The following is a 24,777-nucleotide window of genomic DNA, read 5'->3' as shown; positions in this document are numbered from 1 at the left end:
CAAAAATGTTGTAACTATCACAATGCTACAACGTTTTCGTTTATAATTTAACAAAACAAGCATGTCATAACTGTTGAAGCTCCGTTTAGAAATAGTATATTTACAACTTGATTTTTCAAGACATGGCTATTCATAAATTGGATTTAGACGAATTTGACGAAATTGATTATTATTTAATGGCAATTCATACTTCATTAGAAGATTATAGATTGGCCTATTTTATCAATAAAATCCTTCCGATCAACTTAAGTAAGAGCAAAAACGAGATCCATGCTCAAACTAAGGAAGGTGAAGCAAATTTTTCCAGATTCTATTATTATGATGAAGAAAAAGCTGTTTCCTGGAATTTAATTCAGAATAAAAATGAAATCATTTCTGTGAGTACAAATGATTTCCAGAATTTGTTTTCTAATGAAACAAGTGAGGTTTCGACAACAATTCATTTACTTCCTGAATTTAAGAAAGTCGATTTTTTCCTGAAAATTGATAATAGCGAAGAGGCGCTTAATTTTTCAGAAATTCAACAAAAATTGAACACAATAGAAAGTATTGCAGCTATTTATGCCGTTGATACAGACAAAATAAAATCAAAAAACAATCTAATTTTTTAAAAAAAATGTTAACAAACAAGAAAACCAAAATTGTTGCTACACTCGGCCCCGCTTGTGGTACAAGAGAGATCATTAAAGATATGATCGATGCAGGTGTTAATGTGTTTAGAATCAATTTTTCGCATGCAGATTACGAAGGAGTAAAAGAAAAAATCAATATCATTAGAGGATTAAACGAAGAGTTTGGTTATACAACAGCAATCCTTGGAGATTTGCAAGGACCAAAACTTAGAGTTGGTGTAATGGAAGAAGGTACTGTTGTAAATGATGGAGATGAAATCACTTTTACAACTGCTGAAGATATTATCGGAACATCAAAAAGAGTGTTCATGAAATATCAAAATTTCCCAAATGATGTTAACCCAGGAGAGCGTATCTTGCTTGACGATGGTAAACTAATTTTCGAAATTGTTTCTACAGACAAAAAAACAGAGGTTGTTGCTAGAGTTATTCAAGGTGGAGAATTAAAATCTAAAAAAGGAGTTAATCTTCCAAACACAAAAATTTCTTTACCAGCTTTAACAGAAAAAGATATTGCTGACGCGATTTTTGCAATTGAACAAAAAGTAGACTGGATCGCGCTTTCATTCGTGAAAACTCCACGCGATTTGCAGGACTTGCAAGAATTAATTGCTAAGCATTCAGAATATAAAATTCCAATCGTTGCTAAAATTGAAATGCCAGAAGCTCTTGAGAATATGGATAAAATTGTAGCATATTGCGATGGTTTAATGGTTGCTCGTGGAGATCTTGGTGTTGAGCTTCCAGCTCACGAAGTTCCGTTGGTGCAAAAAGATTTGATTAGAAGAGCTAAAACAGCTAGAATTCCTGTTATCGTTGCTACACAAATGATGGAAACAATGATTACAAGTTTAACTCCAACAAGAGCAGAAGTAAATGACGTTGCTAACTCAGTAATGGACGGAGCAGATGCAGTAATGTTATCTGGAGAAACTGCTACAGGAAACTATCCAGTACAAGTTATTCAAAGAATGGCGCAAATTTGCGAAGCAGTAGAAAACTCTCCGCTTATTCAAGTGCCTCAAAATACACCACAAATTAAAACAAAACGTTTTGTTACTAAAACAGTTTGCCACCAAGCAGCTTTATTGGCTAATGAAATCGAAGCTAAAGCAATCTGTACTTTAACAAACAGCGGTTATACGGCTTTCCAAATTTCGGCTTGGAGACCATCAACCGCTCATATTTTGGTATTTACTTCAAACAGAAGAATCTTAACACAATTGAATTTATTATGGGGAGTTAAATCTTTCTACTATGATAATGAAGAAAGTACAGACGATACGGTAACAGATGTAAATCAAATTGCAGTTGACAAAGGTTATGCGCAAAAAGGAGATTATTTAATCAATCTTGCTGCAATGCCAATTAAAGATAAAGGAATGGTTAACACGATGAGAGTTTCTGAAATCGAATAATTCGTTCTTTAACAAGTTTCAAAAAGCCGCTTAATTTTTTTAAGCGGCTTTTTTGTTTTCATGATGTTTTTACAAAATTCATTTTGCTTTAAGAAAAGTTTTATAAATTGATTTTCTGATAATTTGTTAAAATTTTGCATAAATAAAATGATTTTTTTGTTCCATTTAGCCATTTTGTTAAGAAATAGCAACTCAAAAAATGATATTTTAGTTTTATTTCTGTCTTTTTTCCTTTTTCCAAACAAAAACATAACTACTTAATTTTCTGACACTTTGATGTGTTTCATTTTGTAAAATGAAACATTTTGGTGCAAATTCTCCAATTATCTTGTTTCATTTTATAATATGAAACAAGCTCATGCCGAATAAACACGATTGTTCGCTCTTTTATTAGTTAAATTTGAGATACTTAAGAAAAAGTTAAAAATATTTTGTTTCAGATTTTAAAATAAAATGAATTTGAAACACATCAAAAAAATGCAACCTCGATGGAAAGTGTTTTTTGAAAGCGTATCATTTTTCCCACTTGTTTTTTAGATTTTTCATACACATACAATAGCAAGAATCATTAACGAATTTTTTTATCATGAAACAAATCAAATTAAAATGCAGATTTACGGATACTTTAAAGGTATTGGTTTTACTATTTTTTTCCGGAGTTTCTGTTACAGCGCAGAGTAAAAAACCAAATATCCTAGTACTCTGGGGAGATGATATTGGGATTACCAATATTAGTGCTTATAGTGATGGACTAATGGGATATACTACTCCTAATATTGATCGCTTGGCAAATGAGGGAATGCGATTTTTACATTATTATGGAGAACAGAGCTGTACGGCAGGGCGTGCGGCCTTTTTAACAGGACAACACGGTATTCGCACAGGACTTACAAAAGTAGGTTTTCCTGGTGCACCAATGGGAATGAGTCAGTTAGATCCGTCTATTGGGGGGGTCATGAAAAATTTGGGATACGTTACAGGACAGTTTGGTAAAAACCACGTTGGGGATAGAAATGAAAGTTTGCCAACTGTAAATGGTTTTGACGAATTCTTCGGAAATCTGTATCATTTAAATGCTGAAGAAGAGCCAGAATTGCCAGATTATCCAAAAGACCCAGAATATTTGAAAAAATATGGGCCAAGAGGAGTGTTAAAATGTGTTGCAACAAATGCTGATGATGCGACAACTGATCCTCGTTTTGGTAGAGTAGGAAAACAAAAAATTGAAGATACAGGAGCACTTACCAAAAAAAGAATGGAAACTGTTGATGATGAAACTTCTGCAGCAGCAATCGATTTTATTAAGAGACAAAGTGCATCTGGAAAACCATTTTTCTGTTGGTTCAACGCTACTCGTATGCACCTGCGTACGCACGTTAGAAAAGAGCATAGAGGAAGATATACACATGGAGACAGCGAGTATATTGATGGTATGATTGAACATGATGAAACTATTGGAAGCATCTTAAAAGCATTAGACGATTTAGGAATTGCAGACAATACAATTGTTGTTTATTCTACAGACAATGGACCTCATATGAATACATGGCCAGATGGGGCAATGACCTCTTTTCGTTCAGAAAAAAACACCAACTGGGAAGGAGCTTTCCGTGTACCTTGTATTGTAAGATGGCCAGGTCATATTAAACCAGGAACAATCACAAATGAATTAATGAGCCACAACGATTGGATGCCAACTTTTGCATCAATTGCAGGAGAACCTGATTTAGTTAAGAAACTTTTGAAAGGATATAATGCAAATGGAAAAAGTTATAAAGTACATCTAGACGGTTTTGATCAAACAAAGTTACTACAAGGAGGTAAAAGTGTAAGAGATAAATTCTTCTATTCTGATGATGATGGCCTTTTAGTAGGGTTGAGAGAAGGAGATTACAAATATGTTTTTGCAGAACAGCGTAGCCCTGGTACTCTTGGAGTATGGGCCGAACCATTTACAGAATTACGTTTGCAAAAAATATTTAACATATTCCAAGATCCATACGAACGTGCTGATTTTACTTCTAACACATTCTGGGATTGGCAGTTAAATCATGTTCAGACAATGTATGGTGTTATGAATGATGTTTTTGTTTTTGCAGAAACTTTTAAAGACTATCCGCCACGTTCTATACCGCCTAGTTTTAATCCAACTACAATTATGCAGCAGACTCTAAGAGGTATTAAAGCCGATCAGTATGTTGAGAAAAATGTTTTACCAAAATTAAAAGAGGAGGAGCAAGAAGCAAAAAAGAAAAAATAAATCATAACAAAAGAGATTCAGGTTGAAAAATCTGAATCTCTTTTACTAAAATAAAAACATCATGAAAAAAAGTATATATATAGTGTCTCTGGTGACTTTGTTTTTCTTTTCCTGTAAAAAATCGGATACAGTAACTTCTCCAACAGAAAATAAACAAACAGAAACTGCTGCAAATAATGGCGATCCATTGCCAAGCTGGAATGACGGAGCATTAAAAAAAGATATTATTACTTATGTTGAAAAAGTAACAAAAGAAGGAAGTCCAGATTTTATTCCGGTAGAAGATAGAATTGCTACTTTTGATAATGACGGAACACTTTGGGCTGAAAAGCCTTATGTTCAGGAATTATTTGCTTTTTATCGAGTAAAAAAAATGGTAGAAGCCAAACCTGAATTAGCACAAAAACAGCCTTTTAAAGCAGTTATAGAAAAAGATAAAACTTTCTTTGAAAAAGGTGGTGATAAAGCACTTATAGAATTAGTTGCCGCAACGCATACTGGAATGACCGAAGATGAATTTGAAACTTCGGTGAATGACTTTTTTAAAAGTGCACAGTATCCAGGTAAAAATGTTCCCGTAAAAAAAATACGTTATCAACCGCAATTAGAACTGCTGAATTATCTCCGCGCTAACGGATTTAAAACTTATATCGTTACTGGAGGAACAATAGAAGTGGTGCGAGCAATATCTCAAGATTTTTACGGAATTCCGAAAGACCAAGTGGTAGGTACTTCTTTCAAATACAAATACGATGCAGCTAAAAATGCAGTACAGCGTGAGGCTGCTTTAGATCATTTTAATGATAAAGAAGGGAAACCTGTTGGAATTCAATTGCACATCGGACAGCGACCTGTTTTTGCCTGTGGTAACGAAGGTGGTGCAGGAGATATTGCGATGCTGAAATATTCTCAAGGGAATAAATATCCATCTTTTCAATTGCTTGTAAATCATAATGATTCTATAAGAGAATATAAATATCAGGAAAAAGACAATGCATCATTAAATGCAGCAGCTCAAAACAAATGGCATGTTGTGGATATGCAGAAAGACTGGAAAAAAGTTTTCGCAGATTAAATAAAAAAGAATTGTTTGCAGTATAAAAGTTAACGAGTCGAAGTTTTTTTAGTAAATAAATTTAAGCCGTATGAAAAATTCTTTTTTAGCAATAGCATTGATGCTTGTCACTTTTACAATTTCTGCTCAGGAAGAACCTGCAAAACCGGGTAACAGCGCACAAGAGCTAGCCGATAAAATGGCTAATCCTGTGGCAAGCTTAATTAGTGTGCCACTGCAAAATAATCTTACTTATGGAATTGGCCCTTATAACGGAATAAAATATCAGATCAATATTCAGCCCGTTGTTCCTTTTAAGTTGAGTGAAAATTTAAACTTAATTACTCGTTACATTCTTCCAGTTGTAGATCAGCAGGATGTTACGGGAGAAAACACACATGAATTTGGTTTAAGCGATGCAACAGTAACAGCATTTTTTGCTCCTAAAACTAAAGGACTCATCTTAGGAGTTGGACCTGCTTTTTTAGTGCCAACTGCGACAGAAAAATTTTTAGGAACAGAAAAATTCGGAATTGGACCAAGCGTTTTGGTCATGCATCAAGGAAAAGGACTTTCTATTGGTTTTCTGGCCAATCAAATTTGGTCTGTTGCAGGAAATGCCGATAGAGCCGATTTTAACCAGTTTTACACACAATTATTTCTAACACACAGTTATAAAAGCGGAGCAAGTTTGGGAATCACTTCAGAAATTACCCAAAACTGGCAAGGAAATACGACACTTATAACCGTTAGTCCAAATGTTGGTGCAATTACAAAATTAGGAGGACAAACCATGCAATTTGCCGTTATGCCTTTAATTCCGGTTGTTGGACATCAATCGATAAAACCAGACTGGGGATTAAGAGCGGTGGTGGCATTTATATTCCCGCAATAATTTTCCATGAGAATTTAGAAAATATCATTTTAATTTTTTTAATACTATATAAAATGAAGACTAAAATAATTTCACTTTTTATTATTGCGTTATTTATTTCTTGCAATAAAACTTCGACAGAAAAAACGGAATCGGCTTCTGCAGAATCTGTTTCAAGTACTTTCAAACCAGCTAATCTAAATGAACAGATAGTTTATAATCGAGCAATAGAAGCTGTTGTTTGGGGAATGCCAGCTGTAAATTTTGAACTGCTTAATGAAAGTTTAACTGCTGCAAAAGGTAATTTTAATGAGATCATTTATTGGTCAGGATTAATAAATTCAAAAAATCAAACATTAACACCAAATCCTGATGTTGTTTATATAAATCCGCTATATGACACTAGAAAAGGACCTGTTGTGTTAGAAATTCCAGATGCTGAAGGCGCGTCTTCTTTAACGGGAAGTCTTGATGATGGCTGGCAAACCGCAATTGAAGATATTGGTCCGGCGGGTGTCGATAAAGGAAAGGGAGGAAAGTATTTGATTTTGCCACCAGATTATAAAGATAAAATACCAGCAGGATATATTCCAATGCCATCATCAACCTATACAGGTTTTGCAATTCTTAGATCCAATCTTACCGACGGAAGTCCAGCCGATCTAAAAAGAGCGATTGATTATGGAAAGAGAATCAAAATTTATCCTTATTCTCAGGCATCAAATCCAGCAGCTACAAAATTTACCGATTTGCTTGAAGTCGATTTTAGCAATACAATTCCATATAATTTTCATTTTTTCGAGCTCTTAAATCAGTTTGTACAGCGTGAACCTTGGCTGACCCGAGATTTGGTTATGGTTGATTTTTTAAAATCAATTGGAATTGAAAAAGGAAAAACTTTTCAGGCAGATGCCCGAACAAAAGAGATTCTGGAAATAGCCGTAAAAGATGCCAGAAAATGGATTGACAGTAAATATGAGGCAATTTTTACTCCTCCTTTTTATGACGGTACAAACTGGGCATTACCCGCTTCTCAAGATGTTGTAAAAGCAATAATGTCCAATTATACAGCTCCAAATATTTATCCGGTAAGCGAACGGGCAATAAGCTACTCAATCGCTTATTTCAGTGCTAAACATTTAGGTACAGGGCAGTTTTATTTAATGACAATTAAAGACGATAAAGGTCAGGAATTTGATGGTTCAAAACTGTATCAATTGCATCTTCCAGCAAATGTTCCTGTAAAATTATATTGGTCTGTAACAGCTTACGATCGTGAAACGCATGCTTTAATAAAAGGCATGAAATATTTTAGCCGTGCTTCAACCACTCCAGGAATTCAGAAAAATAGCGATGGTTCTGTTGATATTTATTTTGGAGCAAAAGCACCTGCAGGAAAAGAATCAAACTGGGTTCCAACAGATCCAAAAGGAAAATTTGAGTTATTGGCTCGTTTTTATGGCCCAGAAAAAGGATTTTTTGATAAAACCTGGAAAATGGGTGATTTGACGGAAGTGAAATAATTATGATCTGATTTCTAATTAAATAAGTCATTATGAAAAGTAAATTTCTTATAATTTTAGCTGTAATATCTCTGATTTTAAATATTGGCTGTAAAAAAGAGGTGTCAACTTCAACCAATACAGCGACAGCTTCAGAAAATTTAATAAATCCGACAGATCAAGATATTGTTGACGCCTATACCTATTTATATGGAAGATATCTTGTAATACAACAGGAGAATCATGATATAAATGTAGAAAAAGTGGGGTATAATAAAATAAAATATAACCCGCTTGGGTCTGCACAATTTGTCAATCCAAATTTAGATGTAGCTTATCTTGAAGCTTGGATTGCTGTTGATGCAGCTCATGCTGTTGTTTTAAATATACCTAAAATTACAAATCGTTATTATACCGCACAATTATTGGACGGCTGGGGAGAAGTGATTGTGAATATTAACGAACGCAATTTTCCTAAAACGCCTTTCGGTAAATTTGCATTAGTTCTAAAAGGTACCAATCCTACAATTCCATCCGATGCTGTAAAAATCGAATTGCCATCAAATAAAGCTAAAATGTTAGCAAGAGTTGAGCTCAAAGGAACTCCAGATGTGGCACAAAAACTTCAAAAACAATTTACTTTAACAGTTCCTGATGGAATTAAAATAGAACCTCCAATAACAATTCCAGAATTTACTCCAAAAGCACCAATTGCTGGAGAAATTTTCGACAAGGTTGAAGAAGTAATCAATTCTTATCCAGACACTAATCCAAAAGCAAAAGAATATCAGGATAAAGCAATCGCAGTTGGTAATTATGCCAAAATAGATGATAAAGCCAAAGCTCATATTGATGAAGTAGTGAAAACAAAAGCAATTCCTGCCTTTTTAGCGGGAGCAAAAGGTTTTGGCACGCAAAAAGGAGGCTGGTCTGTATCGTATGTTGCTGGAAAATTTGGTGATAATATTATGGCCAGAGACATCATCAATTATGGAGGTTTATGGGCCAATCAAATTCAGGAAGCGATTTATTTTATTGGACTTACAGACAGCAATAAAGAACCGTTGAGTGGCGATAAAGTTTATGAAATTAAGTTTCCAAAAGAACAGTTGCCAGATTTAGCAGTCAATGCATTTTGGTCGATTACATTGTATAGCGTACCTGATTACAGAGTGGTTGATAATAAATTAAAAAGATACAATTTAAACAATGTTTCGCACTTAAAGAAAAATCCAGATGGCTCTTTAAGCATTTGGCTTGCTTCGGCTCTGCCTAAAAATGTACCTGAAAGTAATTGGTTGCCAACTCCCGCAGGAAAAGGATTCTCTTTGAATCTACGTCTTTATGTTTCGAAAAATGAAGTTCTAGATAAAAAATGGTTTCCTGCTCCAATTGAAAAGAAATAATAAGTGTGTAATAACATTAAAAACACAAATTATATGAAAAATAAATGCTTAATTATTGTTGTTGGAATCTCTCTTATTTTAAATATTGGATGTAAGAAAGAAACATCAGAAACTTCATCAACAGCAGTTGCATCATCTGGAACTGAAATAAAAATGGATGGTGAGCTGCCATCTAAAGAATCTATTCCTAAACTGTTTGACGAAATGGATTTGCAGCAGGCAACACAATGTTATTTGTGGGCATTGCCAATTGTAACTTTCGCAGAATGGCAAAATGTGCATTATAATCAATTTAAAGCGTCTAGTAACGATCTTGTTTTTTATAACTCATACAATGATCGTATAGGAATTCTTACTGCTAACGCGACAACACCTTATATAATGTCTTTTATCGATTTGGCAACAAATGGGCCGACAGTTCTTGAAATGCCTGCTGGTCATACTGCCGGAGGACTTGGAGATTTCTGGCAACGTGAGCAAGCCGTAATTGGTGAAATGGGACCAGATAAAGGCAAAGGCGGCAAGTATTTATTAGTGCCACCAACAATGAAAGATTTAAAACCAGCAGGATATTTTATTGTTCCGTGCAATACAATGAATATGTTTTTTGGAATTCGTTCGTTAGATCCTGATCCAAAATCAACAGAAGACATTGTAAAAAAGGTAAAGATTTATCCATATTCGAAACGTGATAATCCAACTCAAACCAAAATAGTAAGCCCGCCAGCAGGGAAAAAATGGCTGGGAAATCAACCAATTGGGATTGCTTATTGGGAACGCCTTCATGCTATTTTACAAGTTGAGCCTGTTGAAGATCGCGATCGATTTTTTACAGCTTGGCTTAAAAATTTAGGCATAGAAAAAGGAAAACCTTTTGCGCCAGACGAGCGTCAGAAAAAAATTCTAATTGATGCAGCCACTAAAGGACAGCAAATGGCAATGGCGAATTCATTTAGTAAACGTTTTGCAGATGTAAAACACTGGCCAGACAAGAAATGGGATTATGTTATGATTATTAAAAATCCATCACAGCGCGATGAGAATTATGACGAGTTTTTTGAGCGTGCCTCTTATTTTTACGAAGCAACAGGATATTCTAAGGCAATGATTACGAAAACGCCAAATGTAGGACAGGCTTATTTGGGGGCTTATTATGATAATCAAGGAAATTGGTTGGATGGAGGAAAAAATTATACCCTAAATATACCAGCAAATCCACCAGCAGTCAATTTTTGGTCTGTTACGGTTTATGATTCGGCAACACGCTGTTTGATTGATAATCCGCAACAAAGTGGCGATTTGTCTTCTCGAAAAGATTTGATAAAAAACAGTGACGGTTCTGTCGATTTGTATTTTGGACCAAAAGCACCAGCTGGAAAAGAGAAAAACTGGGTGCAAACTTTACCAGGAAAACATTGGTTTACTTATATGCGTTTCTATGGACCAACAAAAGCTTATTTTGATAAAAGCTGGAAAATGGATGACATTAAAGAGGTAAAATAGCTATCATCGATATGAGTCAAGATTCAAAACATATAGCCGAAACCCCATTTAATCCGATAGCGTCAAAGGCAGAACGTTATGAAAAAGGAGCTTCGATTAGAAAGAAAATTCCTTTGGAGAAACACAAGGAATGGAATTCTTTCAAAAACCGAAAAGATCCTGTAGATATTTTAATTCAGACTAGTGAGGGAAGAGTTGAAAGTCTGCTGCCTATTCGATACAGAAGAATGATGGAGTCTCCTTTTGCATTTTACAGAGGCGCTGCTGCCATTATGGCTGCCGATTTGGTTCATACTCCTGTATCTGGAATAAATCTGCAGCTTTGCGGTGATTGTCATTTGATGAATTTTGGCGGATTTGCAACTCCAGAACGTAAGTTGGTTTTTGATATAAATGATTTTGACGAAACATTTCCTGGCCCTTGGGAATGGGATGTAAAAAGACTCGCTGCCAGTTTTGTGATCGCGGGAAGATGGCGAAAATTTTCAAATAAAAATTGCAAAGAATTTGCTTGGCATGTTGCGGATAGTTATAAACGGCATATGTTGGATTACAGTAAATTATCGGCTCTTCAAATTTGGTATGCAGATATTGATTTAGCAGAACTGATTGAATTAAGCGGAGATAAAGAATTTAAAGAATTTGACCAGAAAAGAATTAAAAAAGCATCAGAGTATACCGCTCACGAAAAGGAGTTTGCAAAGATGACTTATTTTGATGGCGCTAGAGCTCGCATAAAAGATGATCCGCCTTTGATATTTCACCCAAGCGGAGAGCTTGAAAAGCAAGTGGCTAAAGAGGGCGAAATTATCCATAATAGATATCTAGAATCGCTTTCAGAAGAAAAGCAGATTTTGTTAAGCCGATATATGCTTCATGACATCGTTATAAAAGTAGTGGGTGTAGGCAGTGTGGGTACATTGTGTGGCATTAGCCTATTGATGTCTGCAACTGGAGAACCGATTTTTTTACAGTTTAAAGAGGCCCGAAAAAGTGTTTTAGAAGGGAATGTAAAAATAAAAGGAAAATACTATCATCAGGGTGAGAGAATTGTAATGGGACAAAAGTTAATGCAGTCTGCATCGGATATGTTTTTGGGTTGGACAGACGACAGTAAAAATAGGTTCTTCTACATTCGTCAGCTTAGAGACGCCAAAGTAAAACCAATTCTAGAAGTGATGAAACCTAAAAATATGGCAGAATATGCCAAAGCCTGCGGATGGGCACTTGCAAGAGCTCATGCACGTTCGGGAGATCCTTCAGTAATTTCGGGTTATATCGGAGATTCGAACGAATTTGCAGATGCCGTTTCAGAATTTTCAGTTTTATATGCCGATCAAAACGAATCGGATTACAATAAAATGCTGGAAGCGATAAAACATGGAAAATTGCCTATAGCTGCAGAAATTTGATTCTTTATAATCTAAAAGAAAAGAAGAACAAATATGTAGTTGTACAAAGTAAATAAAACTTTAAAAAAACTTAAATTTTTGAACAAAATAGATTGCAAAACAGCAAAGTAAGATTTTATTTATTTAATACTGTTAATTAAATAAAATAATTTATCTTTGAGAGTGATCTAAGTAATTGTTTAGTAAAGGTTTGTGCCATTTTAGCAATTATTGATACGTTTTAGCCCCCTTCGTTCAAGATTTTTTTGATTTTAATACATTCGAGTTAAACTGATTTAATTATTAATTTAATAAATACCACAACATGAATATTAAAAGAACAAGTCTTCGTATAATCCCAATCTTATTTTTGGGTTTGTTTTACAGTTGCGCTCCAACTGTAAAAGTTACAACTGATTATGATCATTCTGCTAACTTCAGCGAATACAAAACTTTTGCGGTTTATGACTTAAAAGCGCAGCAAGGCCAAGTAAATCAGTTAAATGTTGATCGTGTTGCAAAAGCAATCCGAAATGAAATGCTGGCAAAAGGATTTACAGAATCTAGCAATCCTGATTTAAAAGTTAATGCCGTTTCTATCCTAAAAAATAAAACATCGGTTAGTGCTAATACAGATTTTTACGGTTATGGCGGAATGTATCGTCCATACGGATATTGGGGAGGCGGTGCTATGATGGGCGGTGCTAACACAACATTTAATACCTACGATTATGTTGATGGCTCATTGGTAATAGACATTGTATCTACCAAGACAGATAAACTGGTTTGGCAAGGAATCGGAAATGCTGAAATTGACAGCAGACCAGATAATCCTGAACAATTCATCAACGATGCAATAAAAAAAATATTAACTGGTTTCCCTCCTGGAGCAGTTAAAAAATAACTAAAAAATGAAGAATTGCACTTGCCACACTTCGGCAAGTACAATTCTTTTTCTTCATGCGTACGCCCCCATCGTATTCTATTTTTAAGATTTTAAGAGAATTAACGTTACTAAATTAAGCTTAAAAAAATGATCGATATTTTACTTTCCCTATTCTTTTTTATAGCCACTATTGCTGGGCTAGCCACTGCGATTATGGTTTTATTTTCCAAAAAAAATTACTCGAAAAGTTTCTTTTTGGGAATGTTTCTGCTGAGTCTGGCGGTAGTAAGTATCTACAATTTTTATCTTTCGGCCAATTTATTTAAAAATTTCCCAGATCTCCTTACTATTACAAAAGCATTTATATTTTTAACCGCCCCATGTTCATTTTTGTATGTTAGAAATATTTTATCATTAAATAAAAGTTTCAGAAAATACGACTGGCTTCATTTTGTGCCTTTTGCTATTTATTTCTTTTTAACGCTAGTTGTTTATGTTGGAAGTTATACCAATATAAAAGCAGTCGATTATATTGCAGGACTAATCAAAAATCCATTTTCTGTTTTAACATTGACGATTTGGCTTTTCTATGTGTTTTTTCAAACCATGTTGATTTTAAACTATGATCTGAAAAAATTTAAAGGAAACCAATTTCACCATAGTAAAGTAATAAACTGGATTAGAGTATACAATCTCATGATTTTGTTTTTGTTTTCGGCACTTTTTGTGCATCATTTTTTATTGCAAAAAGTAGAAGCAACAGATCTTTCCTGCTATGTGTTAATTTCTTCGGTATTGTTTTTTACTGTTGGATGGCTTTATTTCAGACCGCAAATTTTTCTTGACGAAGAAGAGACATTCGATTTTGTTGTCGATAATACATTAGCAGTAAAAACAAAAGAAACAAAAAATACGCTTCCGATTGTAAACGAACTTACTCTTGAGAAAAGAGAAGAATACCTTTTAAAATTAGATTATGAGCTAAATTCTAAAAATCTGTTTTTGAAGAAAGATTTTGTAATTAGAGATTTGTCTGACGAAACCGGAATATCAGTTCATCACTTATCCAATTTGATTAATTCAGAATTTGGGCTTCATTTTCAGGACTATGTAAATCTTAAAAGAATTGAATATTTCAAAGACAAAATAAACGATCCTGAATGGAAAGATTTGTCCTTAGAGGGTATGGCTTGGGGATCTGGTTTTAAATCTCGAACCACTTGTTTCAGAGCATTTATAAAACACACCGGAAAATCTCCTTCAGAATACTTTAAAACCATCCGAATAAATCCTGACCGTTCAGGAGCTTATTACTTTAAGTAAAGTTTTTTCTGGAAAAATAATTAGTAATGGCTGTTACAGAGCCTTAATGCAAAATATTCCACCATGAAAGTAAGAAACAATTATTCGGAAAAAAAGATGCAGTATGCTTTTACAGTAGTGCTCTTATTGGTTTCGGTTTACTGTAATGCCCAATTAAAAGGAGGACATATTCTTGGCGCAATGGGGCTCCAATCGGGAACTCAAGCGCCAGAAAAAACCTTGAGCGTGTATATTCCAGGCTATATTTATAGCGCATCTTCTTTAAGAAACGCTGACGGAGATAAAGTAGGCAATCCAGATGTTACCATGTTTATTACAGGTGTTGGAGCCAATTATGTAAGCGATTTTAAAATTTTGGGCGCCAATTACGGAGCCACCATCCTGCTCGCTGGGGCTTCCAATACCATTCAAGGGAGTTACATTGATTCTAAAAGCGATTTTGCGTTTACAGATATGTATATTCAGCCCGTTCAGTTAGGCTGGCATAATAAAAGAGCCGACTTTGTCTTCAGTTATCAAATGTATCTGCCAACAGGAAAGTACGAACTCGGCGGAAGCAATAACAGCGGTTTAGGAATGTTTATGAACGAGTTTTCGGCGGGAACAACTTTGTACTTTAATGATAAGAAAACATTTCATTTTTCGGCATTGGCTGCTTACGAAATCAACGGAAAAAAGAAAGATACCGATATTAAAACGGGAGATATTTTGAGCATTGAAGGAGGTTTAGGAAAGACTTTTTATTTCATGAATGCCGAAAAAACGGCTCCAAAAGGCATATTCAACGCAGGTTTGATTTACTACTTGCAATACAAAGTATCAGACGATAAAATTCCAGTAGGAAGCATTCTTGTTGTAGAACCAGACAAAGACAGAGTTGGCGGGCTAGGGGCTGAGGTAAATTACTTGCATCTTGGCTGCATGACTTCTGCAGGTTTTAGATGGATTGGAGAAGTAAACGCAGTAAATAGATTTCAGGGAAATACTTTCTTTATTACGCTGGCGCACGTGTTTAGTTTTAAGAAAAAATAATTACTGAAAATTTTTTAGAGGAAGTGAAAATTTAAATTAAAAGCGATAACTATTCTATGAAAAGCAAAAAAACAATACATAATAAAGTTCTGTTTTTGATCTGGATTATTTTATCGTTTAATGTTTTAAGCGCGCAGAAACATCAGGTAGTTTTTAAAGATTCTCTCGATGGAGCTTTTGATTTAAGTGATTTTCTTATCTACGCCAACGGATTCTTAGTAGTGCCAACCATTGTTACAGAACCCGCTTTAGGCGGATTTGGAGGTGCCGTTGCTCCAATTTTCCTAAAAAAACGCCCACCGGTTATTGAAGCAGATGGAACCAAACGTCTTGTAAATCCAGATATTACAGGAGGATTAGGAATGTACACCGCAAACAAAAGCTGGATGGCAGGAGCTTTTCGTTCTGCAACATTGGTAAAATCTAAAATCTTATATCGTGGCTTTGCAGCTTATGGCGATATGAATTTATCATTTTATGCAAACAATTTGCCCAATCAGTCCGATCAGGAATTTAAGCTCAATTTTAAATCGACTATATTTTATACGCAATGGCTTAAGCAGTTTAAAAATGCAAAATGGAGCGCAGGGCCGCAGTATTTATTTTTAAATTCAAAAATAAACTTGCCCGATTTTAATCTTCCGCCGCCATTTGTAGATCCAAAAGATATTAAAAGCACCATAAGTCAGCTTGGAGCCGCGCTTCAATTTGACGGACGTGACAACATATTTACGCCAGATAAAGGAATAAGAATCCAAACCGATTTTTTCTGGTCAGATAAAGCATTGGGGAGCGATTATCAGGCATGGCGTATCAATTTATCGGCAATTGGATATTATCCGTTGGCGAAAACTCTAATTGGCGGACTAAGGATTGAAGGGGAGCAGGCGTTGGGGAGTCCGCCTTTTTATTTACAACCAGGAATTAATATGCGAGGAATTCCCGCTGCCCGTTACATGGGAAAAACGAGCATTGTATCTGAACTGGAATTTAGATGGGATTTGTACCGTAGATGGAGCCTTATGGGCTACGGTGGTCTCGCAAGCGCGTTTAACGATTGGGATCAAGCCTTTGCCAAACCCATTGTTTATAGCTACGGAACAGGTTTTAGATACCTCATTGCCAGAAAATTCAAACTCCGAATGGGAGTAGACGTTGCCAAAGGTCCAGAAGAATGGGCGTACTATATCGTTTTTGGAAGCAACTGGATGCGATAGCAAAAAAGCAAAAAACTTGTAAGAAGTTAATTTATAAATAATAAACTAAAAAAGCCTTAATAATGTATTATTGAGGCTTTTCTGTATTAAATACCTTAATAATTCTAACCGTTAAGAAAACATTAACAACTAAACATTACACAAATTGTATAATATTTAATTGTTTTGTAACAAATTGGAAACATTGGAGACTAATTTTATAAAATCTTAAACATAACTTATGAATACATTTTCATTCAAATCAGTGTTTGCTGCTTCAATATTTTTGGCTGGAACTGCAGGCTGTTTTGCGCAAGACATTTTAGTAAATTCACTTAAACTGAATGCTAGCGACAAAAGTAAAGAGAACTTCAAATTTACAGAAGTAATTAACCTAGGTACAACATCGGTAAAATCTCAAGGATCATCTGGAACTTGCTGGAGCTACTCAACAAACTCATTCTTAGAGTCAGAAATGATTCGTTTAGGAAAACAGCCTGTTGAGCTTTCTCAAATTTATTCTGCAAGAAACGTGTATGTAGAAAAAGGAATTAACTATGTTCGTATGCATGGAGCAATTACGCTTGGTGACGGAGGTGCTCTTCACGATGTAATTAATATGTACAAAAAATACGGAACTGTGCCTAGAGAAGTTTACACTGGTTTAAACTACGGAACAGACAAAAATAAATTTGCTGAAATGGGCGCTCTTATCGAAGGTGTTCTTGCAGCAGTTGTGAAAAACCCGAACGGAGAATTGACTCCAAACTGGCAAAAAGCATATTCAGCTGTTATTGATTCTTATTTAGGAAAAGTGCCAGATAGCTTTACATACAAAGGGAAAAACTATACGCCACAATCTTTTGCTAAAGAAGTAGTAGGAATTAACCCAGACGAGTACGTAGAAATGTCATCTTTTACAAACGCTCCATACTATCAAAAAACTACTATGATGGTGCCAGACAACTGGTCATTAGATCAAGTTTACAACGTAAAATTGAACGATATGACAGACGTTATCGACAATGCACTTAAAAAAGGATACACTGTAGCTTGGGCAACAGATGTTAGCGAGAAAAGCTTTAGCTGGAAAAACGGTGTGGCTTACGTGGCTACTAAAAAATTCGACGATATGACGGCTGAAGAAAAAGCAGACATGTTTAACGGACCAAAAGCAGAACCAGAAATTACTCCAGAAATGCGTCAGGCAGCGTTTGATAACTACACTACAACAGACGACCACGGAATGCACATTATTGGTCTTGCAAAAGATCAAACTGGAAAAGAATACTATATCGTAAAAAATTCTTGGGGAGAAACAAACGACTACAAAGGTTTCTTGTTTGTAACTAAGAACTTCGTAAAATATAAAACTACTGCATTACTAGTAAACAAAGGAGGAATTCCTACTGAAATTGCTAAGAAATTAGGGGTTTAATTACCTGAGAGTTTTTAAGAAAATAGAAAAGCGTCGCAATGTAAATTGTGGCGCTTTTTGCTTTAAATTTTAGTTATAATATATTATTTTGATTTTTTTAATTGAATCATTTATTTGCATAAAAATGTATATTTGGCTTTTAAATTAATTAATACTTTTCTTTCAAATAGTATGTCAAAAAATAAAAAGATAAATGTAAAAGGTGTTGATATTGCTTTATATGAAGACAATAAAGAGGATTTTATATCTCTAACGGATATTGCGAGACATCGCGATGATGAAAGAAGTGATTATATTTTGCAAAACTGGATGAGAAACAGAAGCACAATTGAATTTGTTGGCTTATGGGAGAAATTTAATAATCCTGATTTTAATTCCATCGAATTCGATGGAATTAAAAATATGGCAGGTTCTAATAGCTTTTCGTTAACTCCGAAACGTTGGATTGAATCTACTAATGCTATTGGAATTATTTCGAAAACAGGTAGATATGGAGGAACGTTTGCTCATAAAGATATCGCTTTTGAATTTGCCACGTGGTTGAGTGCAGAGTTTAAGTTTTATTTAATAAAAGAATTTCAGCGACTAAAGGAAGAAGAAAATAGTACTAAAAAATTAGAGTGGAATTTGCAAAGAACCATTTCTAAAATTAATTGCAAAATACATACAGATGCAATAAAGGAAAATCTAATACCCATAAGCTTAACAACTTATCAGAGAAACTTTATTTACGCAGATGAAGCAGATATATTGAATGTTGCTTTGTTTGGAAAAACAGCAAAACAATGGCGTATTGAAAATCCTAATGAAAAAGGGAATATTAGAGATATAGCATCTATTGAACAGCTAGTTGTGTTATCTAATCTTGAAAGTATAAATGCTATGCTGATACAACAAGATATAGAACAGAATGAAAGATTACTAAAGTTGAATGAAATTGCAATTAGCCAAATGAAATCGTTAATAAATACAACTGAATTGAAGAATATTTCATCCTAAAATAATAAAAACAAACAACTACAAAGGTTTTTTGTTTGTAACTAAGAACTTCGTAAAATATAAAACTACTGCATTACTAGTAAACAAAGGAGGAATTCCTGTTGAAATTGCTAAGAAATTAGGGGTTTAATTACCTGAGAGTTTTTAAGAAAATAGAAAAGCGTCGCAATCTTTGGATTGCGGCGCTTTTTGAGTTTATGGTTGTATTAGAACCAGTAAAATGTTGGCAAAAGCACTAGAGCCATTTTCAGACGAAGATATACAAAAAGTCTGCGTTCAAATGATAAATTCGTAAAAAGAAGTACTTAATCGGCTTTCTAGGTAGTTGGCGGTTAGAATAAAGCTAAGTGAAAGAAAATCAGTATCTTTAGTCTGAGTTTTTTAATAGGAGCATTAATTTTATTCAAAAAATCATGAAAAAGTATGAAGCAATTTTATGTACACTTGCGTTCGTATTTTCTCTCGGCTGTTTTGCTCAGAGCACAAACAATGCCTCTGCTTCTCCGGCACCAGGAAAAACGACATTATTGACGGATAGTTTCCCTACAGATGATTTGGTAATACAGTCTTACTATGTAGAGGAAAGAATAAATAAGCTTTTTGGAGGTAGAATTATTACCTACCAAGTTTCAAAATTGGATCTGGTCGAAACTTACGATCTTGGACCTAATAATACAAGAACAGTAATTCCGAATTACGTAAAAAAGAAACCTAAAGTAGCTCCAAATGCAATAGAAACAAAAACAACAGTTGCAAGTTCGTCTGCTGCTGTAAAGCCTGTTAAAGTCGAAATTACAGCACCTGTGGCTACAGGTTCCAAATATGTAACTGTTAATATGGTCGACACCTACGAAAAAGTGATTGATAAAGGTTATAAATCTATTGATATGCTAAAAAAAGTAGCCGATCGTTTTTATTTTGAAGGAAATCTTACTGCAGCAGCGGGTTATTACACTCAATTATTTGATCAAGCCCAAGATCTGGATGTTATTTACTATTATAGATACGCACAGTCTTTAAAAGCAATAAATGAAGATGAGAAAGCAAATACTTTAATGAAAAGGTTTAAAAGCGAAACTTTGACGATGAAATAGGGTTTTCTTTTTGTGTTTTTTTAACCGCAAAGGGCGCAAAGTTTTTACGCAAAGTTCGCTAAGGTTATTTTGAGCTAAATCTAAAGATTAAGTTCGCAAAGCTTTGTGTTTGTAAAGCTCTGCGAGCTTTTTTTGTTTTCTTTTTGTGTGAAGTTTTTTTATCGCAGAGAGCGCTAAGGTTTACGCAGAGGGCGCTAAGGTTATTTTGAGATAAATCTAAAGATTAAGTTCGCAAAGCTTTGTGTTTATAAAGCTCTGCGAGATTTTTTTGTTTTATTTAATTGAATGGTTTTGTCATTTCGATCGAAGGATAAATCACACTCGCATATCGACACAGATTGGCGACCTTTGCGATCTCCGTTATAGATTCCTAATTTAAGTCTCGAAAAAAAAACTCTTCGCGAACTTTGCGTAAAAACCTTTACGATTAAATAAACAATCCTAATATTGGAATTTGGAATTTTGAAACTTTGGAATTTGAACAAAAAAAAAGACGATCAAATTTGATCGTCTTTTTTTAAGCTCCCCCTCTTGGGCTCGAACCAAGGACCCTCTGATTAACAGTCAGATGCTCTAACCAACTGAGCTAAGGAGGAATCACCTTAAAAGGTTAATATGTTTGCTAAAAAAAGTTGCTCCCCCTCTTGGGCTCGAACCAAGGACCCTCTGATTAACAGTCAGATGCTCTAACCAACTGAGCTAAGGAGGAAAGTGTTGCTCTTTTTAGCGAGTGCAAATATAAAACTATTTTTAGTTTCTCAAAAACATTTTCACTCTTTTTTTGACTTTTTTTTACTTGCCTACAATCGCCTTGTAAATGTCGTTACCGTTAGCAAACAGTAGTAGTGAAATAAGTAAAACAAAACCAACCATTTGCGCATTCTCTAGGAATTTATCGCTCGGTTTTTTACCGCTTACGATTTCATACAATAAAAACATTACGTGACCACCATCAAGAGCCGGAATTGGCAATAAATTCATAACTCCAAGCATAATCGACAATAAAGCCGTGATTGACCAGAAAACTTCCCAGCTCCAAGAACTAGGGAAAATATTGTAAATCGCCGCAAAACCACCTACTTGTTTGTAAGCTTTTGTTTCTGGATTAAAAATCATTTTCAATTGTTTTCCATAACTTACTAATTGATCTTTTCCTTTTTCAAGACCAACCGGAATAGATTCGAAGAAACCATATTCTTTAGTGCTTATTTTATAGTATCCTAATTTCTCTAATGATTTCATGTCTAAACCACCAGCAAAAACGTCTAAAGTTCCTTTTGGAGAAACTTTCAAAGTAAGAGGTGTTTCTTTCAAATCGCGTAAAACAACCGCAGGAATTTCTTTTCCTTTATTAGCTAATAAAACAGCTTTTGCTTCGTCAAAATATTTAACTTTTTGTCCGTTAAGAGAAAGAATCAGATCTTTTGCTTTTAAATTCTGATTAGCAGATTCTTCTGTAACTTTTCCAATGGCAAAAGGTCTGCGGATATCGATAAGTATTCCTTTTTCTGTTTTAGAAAGCTGGTCAACAAAATCTGTTGGCATCGTAATCGTTTGCTGCTGCCCGTTTCTTTCGATCAAGACATGTTTTGCCATGATGATATTTATATTCATGTCTTTGTCAAAATTTTCTACAGATTTACCATCAATAGAAATAATTTTGTCACCCGTTTTAAAACCAGCTTTAAGCATTGCAGGATTTTCAATTAGAACACCATCTTTTAAGTCGGCATTAGCAATATAAGTATCTCCGTAAGCAAACGCCATTCCGATATAGATAATAAAAGCCAGGATAAAGTTTACCGTAACACCACCAAGCATGATAATTAAACGTTGCCAAGCTGGTTTAGTACGAAATTCCCAAGGCTGAGGCGGAAGCGCCATTTGCTCTTTGTCCATACTTTCATCAATCATTCCAGAAATTTTCACATAACCACCAAGCGGAAGCCATCCGATACCGTATTCTGTTTCTCCGATTTTCTTTTTGAAAAGTGAATATTTAACATCAAAAAACAAGTAAAATTTTTCGACTCTAGTTTTAAACAATTTTGCAGGGATAAAATGCCCTAATTCATGAAGAATAATAAGTAAAGATAAACTCAATAGAAATTGAGAGAGTTTGATAACTATATCCATTTTTTGTTTTTAATTCGTATTTAACGCACAAAAGTAGCGTTTTCTATTTTAATATAAGAGTGCAAGATAGTGTTTAAGATTTTAAATGTTTGTTAATTAATAAACATTTAGATTTCTCGTTTTAACAAGATGCTGTAACTTTACTTTTTGAACACTGCTTTACTCAATTGGTAGTATAAAATCATTAAAAGTTACATATATATGGCAACGAAATTATTTTCTCCGCTCACCATAAAAAAAATCACTTTAAAAAATAGAATTGCGATCTCGCCAATGTGCCAGTATTCTGCTATTGACGGATTTGCAAACGATTGGCATCTTGTTCACTTAGGAAGCCGTGCAACTGGCGGAGCTGGACTTATTATTCAGGAAGCAACAGCAGTTTCTCCAGAAGCCAGAATTTCTCCTTCCGATTTAGGAATTTGGAAAGATGAACATATCGAAAAACTAAAACAAATCAACGCTTTTATAGTTTCTCAGAACTCGATTCCCGGAATTCAGTTAGCACATGCAGGAAGAAAAGCAAGTGTTTCGGCTCCGTGGCTTGGTAATAAAAAGTTAGATTTCGCTCAAGGCGGATGGCAAACCGTGGCTCCAAGTGCGATTCCGTATCATGACGGCGAACCATTTCTTCCAGAAGCGTTAGATAAAAACGGAATTCAGAAAGTAATCTCCGATTTTAAAGCTGCTACAAAAAGAGTAGTTGAAGTAGGATATCAGGTTTTAGAAATTCATGCGGCTCATGGCTATTTATTGCACCAGTTTTTATCGCCTTTAACAAATGTAAGAACAGATGAATATGGAGGAAGTTTTGAGAACAGAATCCGTTTTACACTGGAAGTTGTAGAAGCTGTTCAATCAGAATGGCCATCAGATTTACCTTTATTCGTTAGAATTTCGGCAACCGATTGGGCAGAAAATGGTTGGAATCCAGAAGAATCTGTACAACTTTCTAAAATATTAAAAGAAAAAGGAGTAGATTTAATAGATGTTTCGTCAGGCGGATTAGTTTCACATCAAAAAATAACATTAGGTTCAGGTTATCAGGTTCCTTTTGCAGAAAAAGTGAAAGCAGAAGCTGGCATCTCAACAGGAGCAGTCGGATTAATAACAGAAGCAGAACAAGCAGAAGAAATTTTAAATTTGGATCAAGCCGATTTAATTTTATTTGCCAGAGAATCTTTAAGAAACCCAAATCTTCCTTTGGATTTTGCTAAAGAACTAAATGACGAAATTCAATGGCCAAAACAATACGAAAGAGCTAAACTTTAAATATTTTTATTAGCCACGAATTGCACGAATTTTTGCGAATTAAAAATTTTATACATGCCGATTTGTGCTAATTCGTGCAATTCGTGGCAAACCAAAAAAACTATACCAATGCAAAAGATAAAAACAGCATTATTATCATACGGGATGTCGGGGAAAGTTTTTCACGCTCCGTTTTTAGATATTCACGAAGGATTTGAACTTTTGGGTTCTTGGGAAAGAAGCAAAAAATTAATTCAAGAAGATTATCCATATGTAAAAAGTTACGCTTCTATAGACGAATTATTAAGCGATGATGTCGATTTGGTAATTGTAAACACGCCAGTTGGAACGCATTACGAATATGCTAAAAAAGTGCTTTTGGCAGGAAAACATGCCGTTGTAGAAAAAGCATTTACGACAACTGCAGCAGAAGCAAAAGAATTGGCAAAAATTGCAAAAGAAAAAGGATTAAAACTGGCTGTTTTCCAGAATAGAAGATGGGACAGCGATTTTAAAACCGTAAAAAAAGTAATCGATGATGGCGTTTTAGGAGATTTAGTAGAAGCTGAATTTCATTTTGACAGATATAATCCGCTATTGAGTCCGAAAGCGCATAAAGAAACGGCCAATGATGGAGCAGGAGTTCTAAAAGATTTAGGTCCGCATATTATAGATCAGGCGATAAGTCTGTTTGGCTGTCCAAAAGCTGTTTTTGGCGACATTCGAGTAACGAGAGAAAATTCTGTTGTAGACGATTGGATCGATTTGACGTTGTTTTATTCTAATTTCAGAGTCCGTTTAAAAGCGGGATTTTTTGTGAGAGAAGCCAATCCCGCGTACACGCTTCACGGAAAAAAAGGCTCTTTCTTAAAACCTCGCGGAGATGTTCAAGAAGACGATTTAAAAGTAGGTAAAAAACCGAACCTAGATTCTTGGGGTACAGAAGATGAAAGTTTACAAGGACTTTTGCATACCGAAATTGACGGTAAAATTGTGAGAGAAAAAATCCCAACGCTTCAAGGGAATTATTTCAGTTTCTTCGATGGCGTTTACGATTCTATTGCAAACGATAAAACAGAACCTGTTACCGCAGACGAAGGGGTAAAAGTAATGCAGGTTATAGAAGCCGTAATTGCGAGTAATGCCCAGCAAAAAGTAATAGGTATATCATAGTACATTCCTTAGGAATGTTTCATCGGTAGAAAATAATAATATTTATCCGCATTTACGTTCTGTAGGAACGTTTGATTTCGGGCAATTTTTTAATAATCTAATGTTTCAAACGTTCCTACGGAACGTAAAATATTGACAACGATATTTTTTTCTACCGATGAAATGTTCCTACGGAACAATGAAATATAAATAAAAAGGGATTATCTCAA

Annotated in this window: 19 protein-coding genes and 2 tRNA genes; 18 read left to right on the top strand and 3 right to left on the bottom strand. The window is 34.8% G+C overall.

The window, feature by feature from the left end:
* The first annotated feature begins 122 nt into the window (after window positions 1–122).
* The 16 genes from RB618_RS04710 to RB618_RS04635 all read left to right on the top strand — a co-directional run bounded on the left by RB618_RS04710 (window position 123) and on the right by RB618_RS04635 (window position 20,008).
* Window positions 123–611 (top strand): IPExxxVDY family protein, encoded by a 489-nt coding sequence (locus tag RB618_RS04710; protein ID WP_095930692.1) that lies wholly within the window; start codon window positions 123–125, stop codon window positions 609–611.
* Between the two features lie 5 nt (window positions 612–616).
* Window positions 617–2,050: a pyruvate kinase gene (gene pyk, locus RB618_RS04705; RefSeq protein ID WP_308067699.1), complete on the top strand. Its 1,434-nt coding sequence runs from the start codon at window positions 617–619 to the stop codon at window positions 2,048–2,050.
* 586 nt (window positions 2,051–2,636) lie between these two features.
* Window positions 2,637–4,310, top strand: coding sequence for an arylsulfatase (locus RB618_RS04700; RefSeq protein WP_308067698.1), 1,674 nt, complete (start codon window positions 2,637–2,639; stop codon window positions 4,308–4,310).
* A 61-nt stretch (window positions 4,311–4,371) separates the two neighbouring features.
* Entirely contained in the window at window positions 4,372–5,385 is a 1,014-nt protein-coding gene (locus tag RB618_RS04695) for an HAD family hydrolase (RefSeq protein WP_308067696.1), read from the top strand.
* Window positions 5,386–5,455: 70 nt separating this feature from the next.
* Window positions 5,456–6,259, top strand: coding sequence for a hypothetical protein (locus tag RB618_RS04690; RefSeq protein ID WP_274254955.1), 804 nt, complete (start codon window positions 5,456–5,458; stop codon window positions 6,257–6,259).
* 53 nt (window positions 6,260–6,312) lie between these two features.
* Entirely contained in the window at window positions 6,313–7,761 is a 1,449-nt protein-coding gene (locus RB618_RS04685) for a DUF1254 domain-containing protein (protein ID WP_308067695.1), read from the top strand.
* A 32-nt stretch (window positions 7,762–7,793) separates the two neighbouring features.
* Entirely contained in the window at window positions 7,794–9,146 is a 1,353-nt protein-coding gene (locus tag RB618_RS04680; RefSeq protein WP_308067694.1) for a DUF1214 domain-containing protein, read from the top strand.
* A 33-nt stretch (window positions 9,147–9,179) separates the two neighbouring features.
* Window positions 9,180–10,649, top strand: a complete 1,470-nt coding sequence (locus RB618_RS04675) for a DUF1254 domain-containing protein (protein ID WP_308067693.1) — start codon at window positions 9,180–9,182, stop codon at window positions 10,647–10,649.
* An 11-nt stretch (window positions 10,650–10,660) separates the two neighbouring features.
* On the top strand, window positions 10,661–12,061 hold the full coding sequence (locus RB618_RS04670) for a DUF2252 domain-containing protein (RefSeq protein ID WP_308067692.1): 1,401 nt from the start codon (window positions 10,661–10,663) through the stop codon (window positions 12,059–12,061).
* Window positions 12,062–12,365: 304 nt separating this feature from the next.
* Entirely contained in the window at window positions 12,366–12,944 is a 579-nt protein-coding gene (locus RB618_RS04665) for a DUF4136 domain-containing protein (protein ID WP_308067691.1), read from the top strand.
* Window positions 12,945–13,073: 129 nt separating this feature from the next.
* Window positions 13,074–14,249 (top strand): helix-turn-helix domain-containing protein, encoded by a 1,176-nt coding sequence (locus tag RB618_RS04660; RefSeq protein WP_308067690.1) that lies wholly within the window; start codon window positions 13,074–13,076, stop codon window positions 14,247–14,249.
* A gap of 63 nt (window positions 14,250–14,312) precedes the next feature.
* Window positions 14,313–15,281 (top strand): transporter, encoded by a 969-nt coding sequence (locus RB618_RS04655; RefSeq protein ID WP_308067689.1) that lies wholly within the window; start codon window positions 14,313–14,315, stop codon window positions 15,279–15,281.
* 56 nt (window positions 15,282–15,337) lie between these two features.
* Entirely contained in the window at window positions 15,338–16,498 is a 1,161-nt protein-coding gene (locus tag RB618_RS04650) for a BamA/TamA family outer membrane protein (RefSeq protein WP_308067688.1), read from the top strand.
* A gap of 220 nt (window positions 16,499–16,718) precedes the next feature.
* Complete coding sequence (locus RB618_RS04645; RefSeq protein WP_308067686.1) at window positions 16,719–17,915, top strand: C1 family peptidase; 1,197 nt, start codon at window positions 16,719–16,721, stop codon at window positions 17,913–17,915.
* 171 nt (window positions 17,916–18,086) lie between these two features.
* On the top strand, window positions 18,087–18,914 hold the full coding sequence (locus RB618_RS04640; RefSeq protein WP_308067685.1) for a KilA-N domain-containing protein: 828 nt from the start codon (window positions 18,087–18,089) through the stop codon (window positions 18,912–18,914).
* A 413-nt stretch (window positions 18,915–19,327) separates the two neighbouring features.
* The gene (locus RB618_RS04635) at window positions 19,328–20,008 is read left to right on the top strand and encodes a hypothetical protein (RefSeq protein WP_308067684.1); all 681 of its coding nucleotides are present in this window, start codon (window positions 19,328–19,330) and stop codon (window positions 20,006–20,008) included.
* A gap of 522 nt (window positions 20,009–20,530) precedes the next feature.
* Here RB618_RS04635 and RB618_RS04630 read toward each other — a convergent pair.
* The 3 genes from RB618_RS04630 to rseP all read right to left on the bottom strand — a co-directional run bounded on the left by RB618_RS04630 (window position 20,531) and on the right by rseP (window position 22,144).
* A tRNA-Asn gene (locus RB618_RS04630) sits at window positions 20,531–20,604 on the bottom strand.
* 39 nt (window positions 20,605–20,643) lie between these two features.
* Window positions 20,644–20,717: transfer RNA gene (locus RB618_RS04625), tRNA-Asn, on the bottom strand.
* An 83-nt stretch (window positions 20,718–20,800) separates the two neighbouring features.
* Window positions 20,801–22,144, bottom strand: a complete 1,344-nt coding sequence (rseP, locus tag RB618_RS04620) for an RIP metalloprotease RseP (RefSeq protein ID WP_308067683.1) — start codon at window positions 22,142–22,144, stop codon at window positions 20,801–20,803.
* Between the two features lie 201 nt (window positions 22,145–22,345).
* On the opposite strand from rseP, the gene RB618_RS04615 reads away from it, so the two are divergent.
* Window positions 22,346–23,416, top strand: a complete 1,071-nt coding sequence (locus RB618_RS04615) for an NADH:flavin oxidoreductase/NADH oxidase (protein ID WP_308067682.1) — start codon at window positions 22,346–22,348, stop codon at window positions 23,414–23,416.
* A gap of 108 nt (window positions 23,417–23,524) precedes the next feature.
* Window positions 23,525–24,568, top strand: a complete 1,044-nt coding sequence (locus tag RB618_RS04610) for a Gfo/Idh/MocA family oxidoreductase (RefSeq protein ID WP_308067681.1) — start codon at window positions 23,525–23,527, stop codon at window positions 24,566–24,568.
* Window positions 24,569–24,777 lie beyond the last annotated feature (209 nt).

It is taken from the genome of Flavobacterium sp. LHD-85, from assembly GCF_030929595.1.
Classification (GTDB): Bacteria; Bacteroidota; Bacteroidia; order Flavobacteriales; family Flavobacteriaceae; genus Flavobacterium.
This window is presented reverse-complemented; position numbering and strand designations above follow the sequence as displayed.